9 protein-coding genes and 1 pseudogene are annotated in these 17,661 nt (G+C 66.6%); 5 read left to right on the top strand and 5 right to left on the bottom strand.

The annotated features are described in order from the left end of the window. Positions 1-213: 213 nt before the first annotated feature. Together ccoS and MHZ91_RS08410 are read right to left on the bottom strand one after the other, a co-directional pair. Entirely contained in the window at positions 214-375 is a 162-nt protein-coding gene (ccoS, locus tag MHZ91_RS08415; RefSeq protein ID WP_105239608.1) for a cbb3-type cytochrome oxidase assembly protein CcoS, read from the bottom strand. Continuing rightward, positions 372-1,349, bottom strand: coding sequence for a hypothetical protein (locus MHZ91_RS08410; RefSeq protein WP_175138111.1), 978 nt, complete (start codon positions 1,347-1,349; stop codon positions 372-374). The genes ccoS and MHZ91_RS08410 overlap by 4 nt, the downstream gene beginning before the upstream one ends. Positions 1,350-1,561: 212 nt before the next feature. Between MHZ91_RS08410 and bioD the strand changes: the two are divergent. Beyond that, a pseudogene (gene bioD, locus MHZ91_RS08405) lies at positions 1,562-2,338 on the top strand (dethiobiotin synthase); the annotation flags it as partial. A 28-nt stretch (positions 2,339-2,366) separates the two neighbouring features. Here bioD and MHZ91_RS08400 read toward each other — a convergent pair. Further along, positions 2,367-3,251, bottom strand: a complete 885-nt coding sequence (locus MHZ91_RS08400; protein WP_218344652.1) for a LysR family transcriptional regulator — start codon at positions 3,249-3,251, stop codon at positions 2,367-2,369. A 107-nt stretch (positions 3,252-3,358) separates the two neighbouring features. Here MHZ91_RS08400 and MHZ91_RS08395 point away from each other — a divergent pair, with 107 nt between their 5' ends. From MHZ91_RS08395 to MHZ91_RS08385, 3 genes are all read left to right on the top strand, one after another. After that, positions 3,359-4,423 (top strand): NAD(P)-dependent alcohol dehydrogenase, encoded by a 1,065-nt coding sequence (locus MHZ91_RS08395; RefSeq protein ID WP_239213262.1) that lies wholly within the window; start codon positions 3,359-3,361, stop codon positions 4,421-4,423. A 476-nt stretch (positions 4,424-4,899) separates the two neighbouring features. After that, entirely contained in the window at positions 4,900-9,246 is a 4,347-nt protein-coding gene (locus tag MHZ91_RS08390) for a hypothetical protein (protein WP_239213261.1), read from the top strand. Positions 9,247-9,255: 9 nt separating this feature from the next. After that, complete coding sequence (locus MHZ91_RS08385; RefSeq protein ID WP_239213260.1) at positions 9,256-13,881, top strand: hypothetical protein; 4,626 nt, start codon at positions 9,256-9,258, stop codon at positions 13,879-13,881. 165 nt (positions 13,882-14,046) lie between these two features. Here the strand turns inward: MHZ91_RS08385 and aceA are convergent, their stop codons facing one another. Next, the gene (gene aceA / locus MHZ91_RS08380) at positions 14,047-15,366 is read right to left on the bottom strand and encodes an isocitrate lyase (RefSeq protein ID WP_175123617.1); all 1,320 of its coding nucleotides are present in this window, start codon (positions 15,364-15,366) and stop codon (positions 14,047-14,049) included. A 321-nt stretch (positions 15,367-15,687) separates the two neighbouring features. On the opposite strand from aceA, the gene queF reads away from it, so the two are divergent. Then, entirely contained in the window at positions 15,688-16,512 is an 825-nt protein-coding gene (gene queF / locus MHZ91_RS08375) for an NADPH-dependent 7-cyano-7-deazaguanine reductase QueF (RefSeq protein ID WP_239213259.1), read from the top strand. Positions 16,513-16,624: 112 nt separating this feature from the next. Here queF and MHZ91_RS08370 read toward each other — a convergent pair whose 3' ends face one another. Next, positions 16,625-17,626, bottom strand: a complete 1,002-nt coding sequence (locus tag MHZ91_RS08370; protein ID WP_239213258.1) for a cytochrome-c peroxidase — start codon at positions 17,624-17,626, stop codon at positions 16,625-16,627. Positions 17,627-17,661: the final 35 nt, after the last annotated feature.

Here is a 17,661-nt window from a genome sequence, read left to right as displayed (position 1 = left end):
CCCATCCCCTAAAGTAACAAGAACTTCCAGGCTTCGATGATGGGACTAGTCACTCGAGGAGGCGTTGATTTGGATCAACCGGGTTGCGACGCCTTGGACATCGCTGCATAACCGCAACGCTATTAGGGGTATCGGGCCGTGAAAAGACCTGGCCGATGCGCCGCGGCGGGGTCCGCAGAGGCGCATCGGCGGCGGTAATTTGCGCCGCGGCGATCAGCGGCGGCCGGCGGCGCCGCTGTCGTCGTCGCGCAAGATGGCCGTGCCGGCGCTGTCGGTGTCGTCGTACTGACCGTTGAAGACGGCCCACCAGAGCGACACGCCGATCGCCAGCACGAAAAGCAGCGACAGCGGCAGTAGCAGGTAGAGGATGGTCATGGCGCTGCTCCCAGTGCGGCGCCAGCGGCCAGACGGCCCGACCAGTCGCGGCGGCACAGGCGCCAGGAGTTGTAGGCCACGGCCAGCGACGACACCAGCATGGTGATGGCGGCAAGCCAGGGCGTGACCCAGCCCACCAGGGCCAGCGGCGTCATTAGCAAATGCCAGACGAGCGAGCCGTAAAGATTCTGCCGCGCCTTGCGCCGGGCTTCGGCAAGCAGCGCGTCAAGCGCGGCCTCGGGCATGTCGGGGTGCGCTGCCAGCGCGCTGTGCGCGGAAGCCATGGCGGTGGGAACGGCCATGGACATGGCACAGGGACAGCTCATGACCAGCAGCGCCACCATGACGGGAATGCTGTGGGCGGGATCGATGTAGGCCCAGCCCGCCGCGGCGGCCAAGGCCAGCGCGACCTGCACCATGACGAAACGCGACGCCACGCGGTCGGCGCGCGTGCCGAGCAACAGGCGCTGGTCTTCGACGCGGGCATGGCGGCGGCCGGCGGAACCCGCGCCGCCGAAGGATTGTCGGGCGCACAGTTCCAGATAACGTGCGGTCAGCAGGAACGCGACGAACATCGTGACCGAGTCGAAATAGACTTCGCCCCGCCCCGTATACGTGGCGTGGACGCTGGGGATGAAGGCGGCGATGATGCCTAGCGCCACCGGCACATCCATGCCGGCGCGGCCCTGCCGCAGATTGGCGCCCGCGTGGCGCCAGATGGGCCATGCCGAATACAGGACGACGGGCACGGTCAGCGCGAAGCTGGCCCAGTTCATGAGGACGATGGCCCAGTCCAGGGTTTCCAGCGCGTCGGCGGGCATGGATTCATGGCGCAGATAGCCGGGCCAGGCGAACATCATGACCTGCATCATTGCCAGCCAGGCCAGCGACAGACGCACCAGCGCATGGCGGCGTTGCTGGCGGTCGGCATCGGGCAGGCTGGCCGGGACGGCGAAAATCGATTTGGCACGCATGTTGCCGATGGTAGTCAGGCCTGTCCCCGACCGCCTTGATCTGAATCAAGACGCCAAAGACGATTTGCCACTGCCCCGCCGCCGCGCTTCGGCAACATGCCGCCCGCCCATCCTCCGGCACTGATCTATGTGACGGGTGGCGCGCGGACGGGGCAACTGATAAAACGGTGCTCTGGCCGCTGCGGTTGTCCATTGCGCTGCCGCAGCCGCCTCCCCTACGCCCGCGGCACGTCCGCAGGTTCCGGCGCTGTCCGGCCGCGCTCGACCAACATGGGGCCGTGGTGACCATTCACCTGGCTTGCGGTATGCAGAAGACATCGACGCGGCGCCCCGTCGGGGTTTTTGTAACCGGCACCGATACCGGTATCGGCAAGACGCTGGTGTCGGCCATCCTCGCCCGCGCCTGGAACGCCGACTACTGGAAACCCGTGCAGACGGGTGTCGCCGAGGATCCGGGCGATACCGACACCGTGGCCCAGCTGGCGCAGTTGCCGCCCCACCGCCTGCATTTGCCTGCCTACGTCCTCCAGGCGCCGCTATCGCCATGGGCGGCAGCCACGCTGGAAGAGACCGTGGTCGATGCCACCAGCATCGTGCCGCCCCCGACACGCGCGCCGCTGATCGTGGAAGGCGCGGGCGGCCTGTATGTGCCGATCGACGATACGCACATGATGATCGACCTGATCGCGCGCCTGGGCATGCCGGTGGTGTTGGCGGCGCGCAGCGGACTGGGCACCATCAACCACACCTTGCTCAGCCTCGCGGCGCTGCAGCGGCGCGGCATTCCGGTGCTTGGCGTGGTCATGAGCGGACCGCTCTCCGCGGGCAACAAGGAAGCCATCGAACGCTTTGGCCGCGTGCGGGTGCTGGCCGAGATACCGCCGCTGCCGCGTGTGGACGCTGCCGCGGTCGACGAACTAGCCAAGGGCATTGCGCCGCTGACCGAATGTCTGGCGTCGCTGTACGGCGCCGAGGCCGAAGCGGACTAGCCGGGTCGGCAGCTTCGTGCGCGGCGCGTCACTGCCGCGCCATGTCGATGAACGCCCGCAGCGCCGATGACACACGGCGCTGGCGGGGGTAATACAACATGAATCCGGGGATCGTCGGGCACCAGTCCTCCAGCAGCCGAACCAGCTTGCCGGATGCCAACAGCCCGGCAACGTAGTTTTCCGGCACGTAGCCGATGCCGATGCCGTCGGCGGCCGCCCGCACCTCGGCGTGCACGTCGCTCAGGGCCAGACGCCCCGGCACGTCGAACTCCAGCACCTCGCCGTCCCGCTTGAATTCCCACTTGAAGTACCGGCCACTGGGGAAACGATAGCGGACGCATTCGTGCCTCATCAGGTCAGCCGGATGCCGTGGCGGCTCGCGCTCCCGCAGGTAATCCGGCGAGGCCACCACCACGGAGCGCAGCGCCGGGCCGATAGGCACGGCCACCATGTCCTCGGGCACCGCTTCGAGCAGACGCACACCTGCGTCGAAGCCGGACTTCACGATGTCGACAAAGCTGTCGTCTTCGCCGATCTCCAGGCGGATGTCCGGGTAGGCGGCCAGGAACTGAGCCGCCATCGGCATCAGCAGCAGGTACGACGCCGCGCGCGACGTATTGATGCGCAGCGTGCCGGCGGCGGAGCCGCGAAAGTGGTTCATTTCGTCCAGCGCATCGTCCAGACCGTGCAGTACCGGCTGCAGGCGCTCGGCCAGGCGGTGGCCGGCTTCGGTCAGGGCGACGCTGCGTGTGGTCCGGTTGAACAGGTTCACGCCCAACCGCTCTTCGAGGTTGCGGATGGCATAGCTGACCGCCGACGTGGACAGGCTGAGCTCTTCGCCCGCTTTGCGGAAACTGCCCAGGCGGGCCACCGCGGAGAACGCGGCAAGGTGGGACAGGTTGTCGAGCGCCATGATTGTGCAAATTTGTTCAATAAATCATGCCGAAATTCTAGCTTGAACCGCAAAGCAGCCCGGGATTATTGTGAACACCTGCTCAATAAACATCCCAAGAGGCCGTCATGATCCAAGCCCAAGGCTACGCCGCCCACAGCGCCGACACCCCGCTCGTCCCCTTCAGCTTCACGCGCCGTGAACCCGGCGATGACGATGTACTGATCGACATCCTGTATAGCGGCATCTGCCACTCCGACCTGCACCAGGCGCGCGGCGACTGGGGCAATTCCATGTACCCCATGGTGCCCGGCCACGAGATCATCGGCCGCGTCGCGCAAGTGGGCAAGAACGTGTCGAAGTTCAAGGTGGGCGATTACGCCGGCGTGGGTTGCATGGTGGACTCGTGCCGCCATTGCAAGGCATGCCAACTGAACCTTGAACAGTACTGCGAGGAAAACGCCACGCTGACCTACAACGACAAGGAACGCGGCAGCGAACAGCTGACGTTTGGCGGGTATTCCGATCGCATCGTGGTCCGCGAGCATTTTGTCGTGAAGGTGTCCGACAAGCTCGACCTGAAGGCCGTCGCGCCGCTGCTGTGCGCCGGCATCACCACCTACTCTCCGCTGCGCCACTGGAAGGTCGGCCCCGGCAAGAAGGTGGGCGTCATCGGTCTGGGCGGCCTGGGCCACATGGGCGTCAAGTTTGCACACGCGATGGGCGCTCACGTGGTGATGATCACGACGTCTGCCGACAAGGCGCGCGACGCCAAGCGTCTGGGCGCGGACGAAGTGCTGGTGTCGCGCGATGCCGACGCCATGGCCGCGCACGCCGGCACGTTCGACTTCCTGTTGAACACCGTTCCCGTCAGCCACGACGTCAATCCCTACATGGCGCTGCTGGCGCTGGACGGCACCATGGCGCTGGTGGGTGCATTGACGCCGCTGGATCCGATCCCCGGCGCCAACCTCATCATGGGCCGCAAGTCCCTGGCGGGCTCGGCGATCGGCGGCATGGAAGAGACTCAGGAGATGATGGACTTCTGCGCCGAACACAACATCGTCAGCGATGTCGAGATGGTGCCGATCCAGGCCGTCAACGAGGCCTACGAGCGGCTGGTGAAGAACGACGTGAAATACCGCTTCGTGATCGACATGGCTTCGCTGAAGGAAGAACGCGCCGCCGCGTAGGTCAACACACACGCAATGCAAAGCGGGGCCGGGTTCGTTACGGATGCAAACAAAAAAAGCGGACCCTGATTCACGTCGTCAATCGGGATGGCGGCCGACCTGCGCGCCGCAGACCTACACCGCATCGCTTAGGACAAAAGGTTGAGATTTCACTTCAACCGTTCCTCTGGCCTCATCCACCCTACAACCTTCGTTCGCATCCATCCGGCTTTTCCGGCCGTTGCTGCGGTCGCTCGTGGAATCGCGTGCGGGCGCAGCCGGGGCACGCGCGGCCTCCCGTCACGACATTGACGGCAGACGCGGCGGGCGGATAGATTTTTGCCACTTGCACCGTTCGATTCAGATCGGGCAAATCAAGCAGTCCGACATTCAAGCAGTTCGCTGTGCGCAGTTCGATTCGCAGGTAGCTGGACCATCGCCCTTACACGGGCATGGGCAGGGATTTGTTTCCCGGGTTCCTTGTTTGGAGAACTGGCATGGCCACGAAAAAGCCTCGTCCGGCCGAGAAGACCGACACCGTGAAACGCCGCGAACCTGCGGCAGGCGAACCTGCGGCAGGCGGCCCGGCGGCGGGCAAACCTACAACGGGCGGACCCACCGCAGGCGGACCAAGGGTGGTGATCGATGGCGGCGTTGTCCGCATCCCGCCCATCCTTCCCCTCTTTCCGCCCGATCACAACCGCAACTTCTTCGACGGCTCGCGGCCCGGCCATCCGGTATTGCGCGCCGATGATCTGCTGGCCTTGCGCATCGAACTGCGCAACCTGACCATCACGCCGGGACAGCCGCCGCGGCTGCAAAAAACCGCCAGCGGCGCCGCGACGTTGATCCTGCACTTTCCGCCGCAGTCCATCGCCGAGGAAACGTTCTTCGAGACTGCGGCCGCCGGCACGAAGAACCCCGACCCGCCGCGTCCCGGCACGCCCGCCAAGCCCGAGCCGTCCGGCGGCGGCGCCGAGCCGCCGACCGGCCCGCCGGTGCGCGCCCGCATCGCCAACGAGTCCCGGCTGGCCTTTACCGTGCCGGACGGCTTTGACGTGCCGTACACGCTGGAGGGCGTGCTGCAGGCCGTCGAGTCGCTGCCGTTGGCCGTACCCGCCAACGCACGGCCGCCCACGGCCAAGGCGCCGCGCCCCCCGCTTCGCTGGCACGACCTGCTGGAGATCGGTTTTGACAAGCGCGTGGCCAAGCTGCCCCCGGCGCAGCGCGCGGCGCTGTCGAGCTTTGCCTTGCGCAACGCGCGCATCGCCATGCAGCCCGACGCCCCCGGCGCCAATCTGCTGCTGCGGCAGGCAAGCGGCAGTCCGGGACTGCGGGCCTACCGCCTGCCGGCCGTCCGGACCGACGCACCGCCGCTGCGCGCCGGCGACATCGCCATCCCCGTGCCGCGGGGGCCGCGCCCCGCGCCGCCAACGGCGCAGCAGACGGCGATCGAACTGCCGTGGCGGCTGATCCTCAGCCCATATGCACAGGAGCGCTGGCGCCACGCGAAATCCCCCGCCACGTCAACAGCCACGCTGCATACGGAGCTGTGGCACTCGCGGCTGCTGGCGCCGGCGTCGTCCGATCCCGACGTCGAACCGCCGCAGGCCGACGCCCAGCGCACCGTGCGCGCGGTCTGGGCATTGGGCGGCGAAGGCACCACGAAGCCCATGCAATCGGCCTTTCCCGTGCCGGCCAGCACGTATCTGCCCGCCCCCGGCATCAGCCCCTTCCGCATGCCGATGGACGACTTCGACCGGTTCCAGATCGCGCATCTGTCTTCCAATTTCTCGGTGGCCAATTACGCGCCGCAGGCCATCGGCACAAACCTGCTGATGTTGTCCGCGCTGGGCGCATGGCTGGATTCTCGCGGCAACTGGGATGCGCCCGGGCTGTCGCTGGAAGAATGGACGCATCGCGGCGCGATGGGCCGCGACCACTATGTGCGCGTGGTCTACAAAGGTCTGCTGTTTCCGTTCGGCCATCGCGTCTCGCTCATCAAGGTCAGCGAACGCAAGTTCCATCGCGACCGCAGCGGCAATCCGGCGTACCTGCGCCAACGCCTTTTCATCGTCGTGCGCGAGCGCGAAAAGGTTTTTGCGCATCCCGACTACGTGACGCGCGATCCGGCGGGCAACACCGTGTTCCTGCACCGTCAGATGCCGTTGACCAGCGTGCGCATCCTGACCTCGTCCACGCCCAACCTGGATTCGCCGCTGGCATCGCCCGGCGGCGTCTTGGGCCAACTGCTGTTCTGGCCCTACGTGGGCGGGGCACCGTTCCGCTTCGCCTGCGCGGCCACGGACATCGACGGGCGCGTCATGCAGTTCGACCTGCCCATGATCTTCATGGACGGCGGCGAGGCCTGCCCGCGCAAGCAATCCGGGCAATGGCTGACTCCCATGTTCGACAAGGCGGAGGACTTTGCCGAAACCGCCCGGACCGCGTGGCGAAACGCCCCGCTGTCGCAGCGCAGCGCGCCCATGAACCAGCAGCAGGTAACGCTGGCGCCCAGCCAGAAGGCGGGCGACACCGCTGCGCAGGCCGACTCGCTGGAATTCGACGCGGTCGTCGACAAGGGCAATGTGCAGTTGCGGGCGTACAGCGACGACCTGACCGGCCCCGTCTTCTATCCTTACATCCGGCGCGCCGCCATCCGCATCGCCGCGCTGGCCAAGCTGACCGGCAGCGCAAAGAACAGCACGCTGACATGGAATCCGTACTACCTGGCGCACGGCTTTGACGGCAATGCCGGACAGGTGTTCGGCGACATCGATGCGGAGCCCGGCTACCAGGGCGGCGCGTCCCTGGACTTTTCGGCGCAAGGCGACCGCTCGGGCGGCTTCGTGCAGCCGAATCTGCGGCCCACGGCGCTGTCGCGGCTGGCGGGCCCGATCAGCGGCAAGGCCGACGACTTCATCGCCGGGCGCATGATCGGCGCCGACGTATTCCCCGCATCGGGCGGCGGGCTGCCGTTGCCGCTGTTGTTTGGCTGCATTCCGCTGGGCGACGTGATCCAGGTCGTGGAGGACGTGGCCGGGCAGGCGGACAAGGTGCCGCGCTTCGTGGCCGAGGCCTGCTCGCAGCTCGAAAGCCTGGTGAACGACGCGGGCCGGCTGTACGGGCTGGTGGCGGGCATGGTGCAGGAACCGGGCCGCATCGCGCAAGGCGCCCTCACCGCGCTGGACGACACGCTGGACGACCTGCAGGCGCAGGCCGAGGCGTACGCGCAACCCCTGGTGCAGAACGCGCGCGACCAGGTGGACGCGCTGGCGGCGGCGGCCACGGCGATCAGCGCCCAGGTAGCGCAGCTGGCCGGCATGTCCTTCGACACGGCGCCCGCCCTGCCCGGCCTGCCAGCAGCGTTGACCGCAGCGCAAGGCGCCATCACCAACTTGCGGGGCGCGGCGGATGCCAAGGTCGGCGGCGTCTCGCTGCCGTCGGGTCTGCGCCAGTCGCTGCTGGAAGCGGCACGGACAGCCGAAATCCTGGTCAACGGCCTGGGCGTCGTGCCCGTGCTGCTGACGCAAGGCAAGACGCTGTACGACGCGCTGGATGCGCTGGTCGGGCAACCCGATCAACTGGGCGCGATCTTCTCGGACCCCACGGTGCTCAAGCCCCGGCTGCAGGCCGTTTCCGCGGCGGTGCAGCCGCTGGCCGACACGATTGCCGCTTCCGTACTGCTGGACGGCGCGCCGCGCCAATTGCTGACCACCGCGCTGCGCGCCGTGAAAACCGCCATGGACGCGGTGCTGGCCAGCGCCGAGCTGCTGGAGATGCTGACCGGCGACGAATTGACACTGCGCTTTGACTGGAACCCCGCGATCAAGAGCTGGTCGCTGGTCGCGGGCGAACCGCCGCTCTTTCGCGCCAATGACCCGCAGGGCTTTCGCGTGGCCGTGGAAGCCAAGGTGCGCAAGAACGGCCAGAGCGCGCCCAAGCTGTCGGTGACGTGTTCGCTCAAGAGCTTTGACCTGGTACTGATCGCGCCGGCCAGCTTTCTGGAGCTGAATTTCGAGAAGATCGAGTTTCGCGTGGACACCGCGTCCAAGATAAACGTGGACGTGCTGCTGACCGGCATCAAGTTCGTCGGGCCGCTGTCGTTCGTGGAAACGCTGCGCGACCTGATTCCGCTGGACGGCTTCTCCGATCCGCCGCATCTGGACATCACGCCGCAAGGCATCGACGCAGGCTACAACGTGGCGCTGCCGGCCATCGCCATCGGCGTGTTCAACCTGTCCAACCTGAGCCTGGGCGCGGGCTTCACGGTGCCCTTCATCGGCCAGCCGCTGTCGGTGCGCTTCAACTTCTGCACACGCGAGCAGCCCTTCAATCTGTCCGTCTGCATGTTCGGCGGCGGGGGCTTTTTCGGCATCACGCTGGATCCGAAGGGCGTGCAGATCATGGAGGCGGCGTTCGAGTTCGGCGCCAGCGTGTCCGTGAACCTGGGCGTGGCCTCGGGCGGCGTGCACGTCATGGCGGGCATCTATTTCCGCATGGAGCAGACCGCGTGCTCGCTGACCGGGTACTTCCGCATGGGCGGGTACGTCAGCGTGCTGGGCTTGATCAGCGTGTCGATCGAGCTGTACCTGGAGATGCGCTACGAGTTCGAAAGCGGCAAGTGCGCCGGACGCGCCACGCTGACGATCGAGATCGAGATCTTCATGTTTTCCAAAACCGTGGAGATCAGTTGCGAGCGCAAGTTCGCGGGCGCCAACGGCGACCCGGGATTCCGCGACCTGATGGGCCCGCGTCCCGACCTGCCGCTGGACGAGGAACTGGCGCTCATCGACGACGACAGCCGCTACGCCTGGCGCGAATACGCCGAAGCCTTTGCCTGAGGACTGCCCATGCCCAAGCAAACCATCCTGTGGACCGTCATTCCCAACGGCCGCGTGCCGGACGGTGAATTCGCCGGCCGTCTGCGCGTGTCCATCGTGACGTCGCCCCGGCTCACGCCGCAGACCGCCGACGAGCAGCGGCTGGATGCCTACGCGGACTGGGTCGACTGGCCCGCCACGCTTGCCCGCGCGCGCTTCACGCTGAACGCCGATGGCGAGGAGATCCCGCTGGAAACGCTGCCGCAGGCCGATTCGCAGCTCTGGACGCGGCTCCTGCCGCCCGCAACGCCCGTGGCGGGCTTTGTGTTCCGCGACATGAGCCGCGTGAACCTGTTTTCGTTTTCCGTCGCCAGCGTACTGAGCCTGACGCGCGAGCATTACGGAAACCTGGCGCTCAACGCCACCACCACGCACCCGACGCTGCTGCCATGGCGCAACGCGCATCCCGGGTTGCGCGGCCTGCTGGAAGCCTGCGGCACCCGGACCGAACACGTGCGCGGCGACGGCCGCGAGCGCGTCGAACAGCTGGTGCCGGGCCTTGACCGGTTCTTCGGCGATCGCGAAGGCGGCATCGACCGCGCGCTGCGCGGACAGGTCTATGGCGAGCACAGCGTGTATCCCGGCAAGACCACTGCCCCTGGCGGCGAGGCCGATGGCAAGCCGCAGGCCGGCCCCACGTTTGCGCTGCGCGCCATGCCGGGCCGGTGGCAGGACCCGGCGCATCAAGGCGTGGACCAGAGCCTGATGGCGAGCTGGCGCTCGCAGGGCGAGTACACGCTCTTCATGGCCAACCGCTTCTACCGCCGCGATCCGCCCACTGCCGCCCAGCGTGCGATCCGGCGGCCCGACGGCAAGAACGTACCGCCTCCGCCCAAGCAGCCCGAGATGGATTTCCACGCCATCGTGGCCTCGTATGGCGATTACCCGGCGCTGATGCGGCGGCTGGGGCTGGTGATCGACTGCGTGCTGCCTGCCGATTCGCCGCTGGACAAGCGGATTGCCGCCGGGCAGCAAGCCCAGGGCCGAATCTTTTTGGCGCCGCGCTGGGACGGCGGACAGGCCGAAGGTGGCGCCTTTCCCGCAACGGCCTGGTGGGGCGATGCCGAGCGCTTCACGACGCGGCCGCGCAGCCCCGACCATGAACGCGGCATGCTGCGGCTGCGCAGCGCCGACGACCGGTGGAATCTTACTGAGCCGCGCAATCCGCTGTTCGACGTCTACCAGCTGGATCCGGACGGCGCCGCGCTCAAGACGGTCGACTTCGTTTTGACGGCACAGAACCTGATCGGCCGCAGCCTGAAGCACGGCGCCGACGGCGAGGTGACCTACAGCACCGGAGACAAGCAGCCGGTGGCGGCGCTGCGTTCCGGCGGCCTGGGCATTTCGCGCCGCGACCGTGCGCGCGAAGTCGCGCAGAATGCGGCCTCGGCGGCGCTCAAGAATGCGGCGCTGGAAGGTGCGCCGGGCAGCATGCTGCTCTACACGGAAGACCTGCTGCGCGGCTACCGTATCGACGTCCAGCCCTACCCGGCCAATGACCCGCAAAAGTGGCAATCGCTCTGTCATCGCCACGGCGTGTACCGCTGTACCGACGGCGGCCCGGACCTGGATCTGCCAGACGACGAAGGCTACGTCAAAGGCGCGTCCGCCACGGGTGGCGGGCAGCCCGACGATCACTACCTGCACGAATCGCTGTTCCGCTGGACGGGCTGGAGCCTTGTCGCGCCGCGCCCCGGGCGCACGCTGCGCGACCAGACGGACCCGGCAAGCGGCGTGCAGGGCGAACGGCCCGAGGACGTGCAGGACACGGTCACGGACAAGGGCAACGGGCTGGCGGTGACCTTCAGCGCAGTCAAGGGCAGCCTGCCGCGGCTGCGCTACGGCATGCCTTACCGGCTGCGGGCGCGTCTGGTCGACCTGGCAGGCAACAGCCTGTCGCCGGACGATCCGTCGCTGGAGAAAGACGACAACGTCACGCAGCCGGTGACCTATTGGCGCTTCGAACCTGTGGATCCGCCCGCGCTGGTGCATCGCACGCGGACCAGCGAGGGCGAATCGCTGGAACGCCTGGTGATCCGCAGCAACCGCGGCCAGGATCCGCAGGCCTATCTGGCCAGCCCGGATTTCCTGGCGTCGGTGACCACCACCGATTTCACCTACAGTCCGGTCAACGAACGGCATGTGGTGCCACCGAAAGCCGCCCAGCTGCAATGCGAAACGCATGGGCTGTTCGACAGCATGTTCGGCACCGCGGATGGCATCAAGAAGGCGTACGAGATTTCGGCGCGCGACATCGGCACGCTGTTCGACAAACTGCCCGGTTCGCAGGTGGAGCTGATTACCCCGCAAGCGCTTGCCGAGGTCGCCCGGACGGATCAGGTGCCGCCGCAGCAGCCCAGCGCTGAAGAACCCACGGGTCAGCGTCTGGCCCCCGGCCAATACGTGATCCACGGTGAGGCGCAGGTCCGCACGCCGTATCTGCCCGACGCGGCCGCCTGGGGCATCTGCCTGCGTGCGCAACCCGGCTACAGCCTGCCGGGCGTCACGGGCCCGGCCTTGCTGGGGGAAGGCGTCGCCGTGTTGGCCACGCCTTCCGCCGGCGAACTGGTGCTGCTGGTCACCTACGCGGGCCAATGGCCCGACACGCAGGGCCTGCGCATTGCGCTGGCCGAACGCCCCGCCACGCTGACCGATCCGCCGTGCGCCGAAAGCTATCCGGACGACGGCATGCCCAAGTGGGACAAGGACAACCGGATCCTGACGTTCTTCCTGCCCAAGGGCATGATTGCGCGGCTGCGTTATTCCAGCTTCGTGCACCACGGCCTGCTCAATACGTTCGGCCTGCCGGAATGGACCGGCACCGACGCCGGCCGCAAGACCTTGCAGACCGCCGCCATCCTGGGCAACTGCTGGATGCTGACGCCGTACCGCCCGCTCGTGCTGGTGCATGCCACCCAGCAGCCCGTCTGCGACCCGCTCCTGCTGCTGCCCGGCCAACCGCAGCGCGAGCCCGGCGCGGCGCATGTCGATCTGGAAGCGCGCGTGCGGCTGCACGGGCCGACGACCGGCAAGATCGAGATCGAGGCCGACTGGCACGAATGGGAAGACGATCCGGCGCGGCCGCGTCCAAGACGGCTCGACGGTCACGGCGTGCTGGCCGAAATGCCGCTGGCCGAGAACTATCCCAACCTCTTCAGCCTGAGCCACATCATCGCGGAACAGTCGTTCAACGGCACACGCCAGCGCGCGCCGGGCAACCGCCATGAATTCGGCGATACGCGCTTCCGGCTGATCCGGTACCGGCTGCGCGCCACCACTCGGTTCCGCGAGTACCTGCCGCCCGCGCTCTACGACCAGACGGACAAGGTGACCGTGTTGGGGCCCATCGCGCAGGGGCCGCTGGTGCAGGAAGGCGCCCCGGACGACCCCGGCGCACCCGTGCTGGCGCAGGCCGGCGAAGCGCCCAACACCATCGTGCCGGCCAGCGCACCGCCCGATGCCCCGCGCCTCATGTACGTGCTGCCCACCTTCCGCTGGCAGCAGACCGCGGGCGACGGCACGCTGGACATCACGCGCCTGGGCAACGGGCTGCGCGTGTGGCTGGAGCGCCCGTGGTTCTCATCGGGCGACGGCGAACTGTTGGGCGTGGTGATCTACGGTGAAAACAAGAACTTCACCGACGTGCCCGACGCCTTGACGCCGCTGGTCACGCAGTGGGGCATGGATCCGCTGTGGGACGCGCCGCTGCCCAAGCACCGCACCCGCGCCGCCGACTTTCCGGCGCGCGTCATCGACGAGGACGTGCCGTTGCAGGAAATGCCCGGCCAGCGCGTGCGCGTGGTCGGTCACCGCGTGCGATGGGACGACGAGCGTGCGCGCTGGTACTGCGACATCGAGCTGGACCCGGGCCGCAGCTATATGCCGTTTGCGCGGCTGGCGCTGGCGCGGTATCAACCCAACGCGATCGACAGCGCCAAGCTCTCGCGCGTCGTGCTGGCCGAGTTCTCGCAGGTGCTGCCGCGCCGCCGTGCCGTCTTCACCCGCCAGCGCGGCCGGCTGGCGTTCACGCTGCGCGGCGTGGTTCCGGCGCACGGGCCGATGCAGTTCCCGATGGAGTCCGAGTACCTGGACATCTCGTTCATCCCCGGCCCCGGGCAAACGGGCGAAACCGGCCGCAACCGGGTCGAGCTGGTGCTGCAGACCCGAGATCCGGCGCTCGATACCGACCTGGCGTGGACCGATACCAGCGTGCTGGCCTCCAGCCTGCTCAGTCCAGCCAGCGGGGGCATCGCGCAGACGATCAGTCCGGCGGTCACCGACGTGGCGCGCCGGTTGACCCCGCGCGACGTGTCGTTGCACGAGGCGCCGGCCCGGCTCGGCGAGATCGTTGCCGGTCCGGTGGTGCGTTTTCCGCCGGTGTTCGAAGGCCCCGTGCTGGGCGAGCTGCTGGACCCTGTCATCTGGAGCGCGGGCGTCCCCCTGCCCGATCTTGGCGGCAAGCCGGCACGCGTCGCGGTGCGCGAGTACGAGCGCTATTACACCGACAGCACCGTGCCCGAGCAGCGCGCGGGCGCCGTGCGCCAGCGGCGGGTGGTGGAGGAGCGGCTGGTGTATTCGGCCGTGTTCGATTTGTGAGTTCGATCTGTAATGCGGCGGCGCGGACGGGTGGTGCGGGCAAAAAAAGAGGGTGCCCGCAGGCACCCTTGAATCCACCCTACAACAGCACCTGCAACTACACACCTGCGCGCGGCGTCCGGCATCCCATGTGGGAACCGGGCGCCGCCGGTCGACACAGCCGCGTTATGCGGCCTTCTGCGTCTTGCCGTGTTCGAACTGCGCTTCCTCGGTCGAGCCGGTCAGCGCGGTCGTGGACGACTTGCCGCCCTCGATCGTCTGCGTCACGGCGTCGAAGTAGCCCGTACCCACTTCGCGCTGGTGCTTCACGGCGGTGAAGCCCATTTCGGCAGCGGCGAATTCCTTCTGCTGCAGTTCCACGAAGGCGCTCATCTGGCGGCGGGCGTAGCCGTGGGCCAGCTCGAACATGCCGTAGTTCAGCGCGTGGAAGCCGGCCAGCGTGATGAACTGGAACTTGTAGCCCATGGCGCCCAGTTCGCGCTGGAACTTGGCGATGGTGCCGTCGTCCAGGTTCTTCTTCCAGTTGAAGGACGGCGAGCAGTTGTAGGCCAGCAGCTTGCCTGGGAATTGGCGATGGATGGCGTCCGCGAACTTGCGGGCGTATTCCAGGTTGGGCGTGGACGTTTCGCACCAGATCAGGTCGGCGTACGGCGCGTAGGCCAGGCCGCGCGAAATGGCCTGATCGATGCCGGCGCGGGTGCGGAAGAAGCCTTCCACCGTGCGATCGCCCGTGATGAAGGGACGGTCGTTCTCGTCGACGTCGCTGGTCACCAGGTCGGCGGCGTCGGCGTCGGTGCGCGCCAGCAGTAGCGTGGGCGTGCCCATCGTGTCGGCGGCCAGGCGGGCCGACACCAGCTTGGCCACGGCTTCGCGGGTCGGCACCAGCACCTTGCCGCCCATGTGGCCGCACTTCTTGACAGAAGCCAGTTGGTCTTCGAAGTGGACGCCCGACGCGCCGGCCTCGATCATGGCCTTCATCAGTTCATACGCGTTGAGCACGCCGCCAAAACCGGCCTCGGCGTCCGCCACGATGGGCGCGAAGAAGTCGATGTAGCCCTCGTCGCCGGGGTTCTTGCCTTCCATCCACTGAATCTGGTCGCAGCGCGTCAGCGAATTGTTGATGCGGCGAACCACTTGCGGCACGGAGTTGGCGGGGTAAAGCGACTGGTCGGGATACATTTCGCCGGCCAGGTTGGCGTCGCCGGCGACCTGCCAGCCTGACAGATAGATGGCCTTCAGGCCGGCCTTGACCTGCTGCATGGCCTGGTTGCCGGTCAGGGCGCCCAGCGAATTGACGAACGGCTCGCTGTGCAGGAGTTCCCAAAGACGCGTGGCGCCGCGGCGGGCAAGCGTGTGTTCGACGCTGATCGAGCCACGCAGGCGGATGACGTCTTCGGCGCTGTAGTCGCGCTTGATGCCCTGCCAGCGGCTGTTTTCGGCCCAATCTTTCTGGAGATTGCGGATTTCGGTTTCGCGATTGCTCATTGTGATGCTCCTGGTCAGTGATAAGAGACTTCAAAAGATTCGCGTCTGGCTTTGCGTGAATCGATGGGAGAAAGTCTATGCCTGTGCTGCGGAGCAATGTGACGCCGGGTCTTATACAAGAGGAAAAATCTTAGTCCGTTAAATCAATGGGTTACAGACGGGATTTTGTATAATGAAACGCCATTGTCGTTTGTGAAATGCCGTCCCGCTGCTGCGCAGCACGGACTTTCACATGCCGAGAATTACGTTTCACATTGCGGAAAATCGGCCGCTTTTTAAGCGCCTACAATGCCGCCATTCCCCGTTCTATTTGTCTCTGCTATGACCCTGTCTCACGGCCCGCTTGGGCAGAGCGTGGCCTACGCCTCGCAATACGATCCCTCGCTGCTGTTTCCCATTGCGCGTTCGCACAACCGCACAGCGCTCAATCTGACCGCCGGCAACCTGCCGTTCACGGGCGTGGACCTGTGGAACGCCTATGAGCTGTCGTGGCTGGATGCCAAGGGCAAGCCGCGGGTGGCGATGGCGACGTTTTCGGTGCCGGCCGACAGCCCCAACATCATCGAATCCAAGTCGTTCAAGCTGTACCTGAATTCGTTCAACCAGACCCGCCTGGTCAATTCGGCAGCCCTGCGCGGCCGGCTGGAACGCGACCTGAGCGCAGCCGCGGGCGCGCCGGTCGGCCTGGACTTCTTCCTGCCGCAGCGGTTTTCCGAGCTGCAGATGGGCGAGCTGGACGGCATCTATATAGACAAGCTGGATATCGAGATCGACACCTACGAGCCCGCGCCCGAGCTGCTGCGTACCCGGGCGGGCGATGTGGTCGAAGAGACGCTGGCGTCGCGCCTGTTGAAGTCGAACTGCCCGGTGACGGGCCAGCCCGATTGGGCGACGGTGCAGATCCGCTACCGGGGCAAGCCGATCGATCGCGAATCTCTGCTGCGTTATGTGGTGTCGTTCCGCCAGCACGCGGAGTTCCACGAGCACTGCGTCGAGCGCATCTTCAGCGACATCATGCAGGCCTGCGGGCCGGAGCAGTTGACGGTGTATGCGCGGTATACCCGGCGCGGCGGGCTGGACATCAATCCGTGGCGCAGCAACTTTGAAGCGGCGCCGCCCGCGGACGTGCGCACGGTTCGGCAGTAAGCAGTTCAGCAAGCGAAGCCGCGCCGATATCGGCAATCGATAACCGGCGCTTACCGCAAACGGCCTTCCCGGGAACTGCCCGGGAAGGCCGTTTTGTTTCACCGTTGTCGCATCACTTCACGAACGGTTCGGGCCGCGGCGTGTCGTCTTCGGACGGGGGCAGGAACGGGTACTGAATGACCGGCTGGTCGCCCGTCAGCGTCTTCAGGAACGCGACGATCTGGCCGTTTTCCTCGGCGGTGAATGTGCGGCCCAGTTGCAGGCGGCCCATCACGTCGACGGCCTGCGTCAGCGTGGCCGCTTCGCCGTCGTGGAAGTACGGATAGGTCAGCGCCACATTGCGCAGCGTCGGCACCTTGAAGTTGAAGCGGTCCGCGTCCTTGCCCGTGACCGCGGCGCGGCCTTCGGCCTTGTTCTCGGTGACGTAGGGCGTGACCAGACCCATCTTCTGGAACGAGTTGCCGCCCACCGCCACGCCGTTGTGGCAGGCCACGCAGCCGCTGTTCTTGAAGAGCTCATAGCCCGCCAGCTCGCGCACCGTCAGCGCGTTCTTGTCGCCCTTGAGCCATTGGTCGAAGCGCGAATTCGGCGTGACCAGCGTTTCTTCAAACGCGGCCAGCGCGCTGGTGACCTCGTCAATGGTGATCTTGTCCTTGCCGAAGACTTGTTTGAATTCGGCGCGGTAACCGGGGATGGAATTGAGCACCTGTACCGCCAGCTCGTGCGTGGAGGCCATTTCCATCGGGTTTTCGATCGGGCCGCCGGCTTGCTCGCGCAGGTCCTTGGCGCGACCGTCCCAGAATTGGGCAATGTTCAGGCTGGAATTGAGCACGGTGGGCGAGTTGATGCCGCCCTGCTGCCACTTGTGTCCGATGGAGGCCTTCAGGTTGTCCGAACCGCCCATGGCCAGGTTGTGGCACGAATTACAGGAGATTGCGCCGGAGCGCGACAGTCGGGGATCGAAGAAGAGCTTCTTGCCCAGCTCGACCTTGGCCGGCTCTTTGATGACCGCCGGTTCGATGGGCTGGATGGGCTCTTGCGATGCGCTCCAGACCTGCCCTGCCCACAGTCCGAGTACCAGCCCCGCAGCCAGCAACGTGGTTTTCTTTCTCATTTGCTTCTCCTGTGAATAACCAGACCAACCATGTG

Source organism: Achromobacter sp. ACRQX, assembly GCF_022346505.1.
Lineage (GTDB): Bacteria > Pseudomonadota > Gammaproteobacteria > Burkholderiales > Burkholderiaceae_B > Achromobacter > Achromobacter animicus.
Note: the sequence above shows the minus strand (reverse complement) of the source record. Positions and strands in the feature narration are given on the sequence as shown.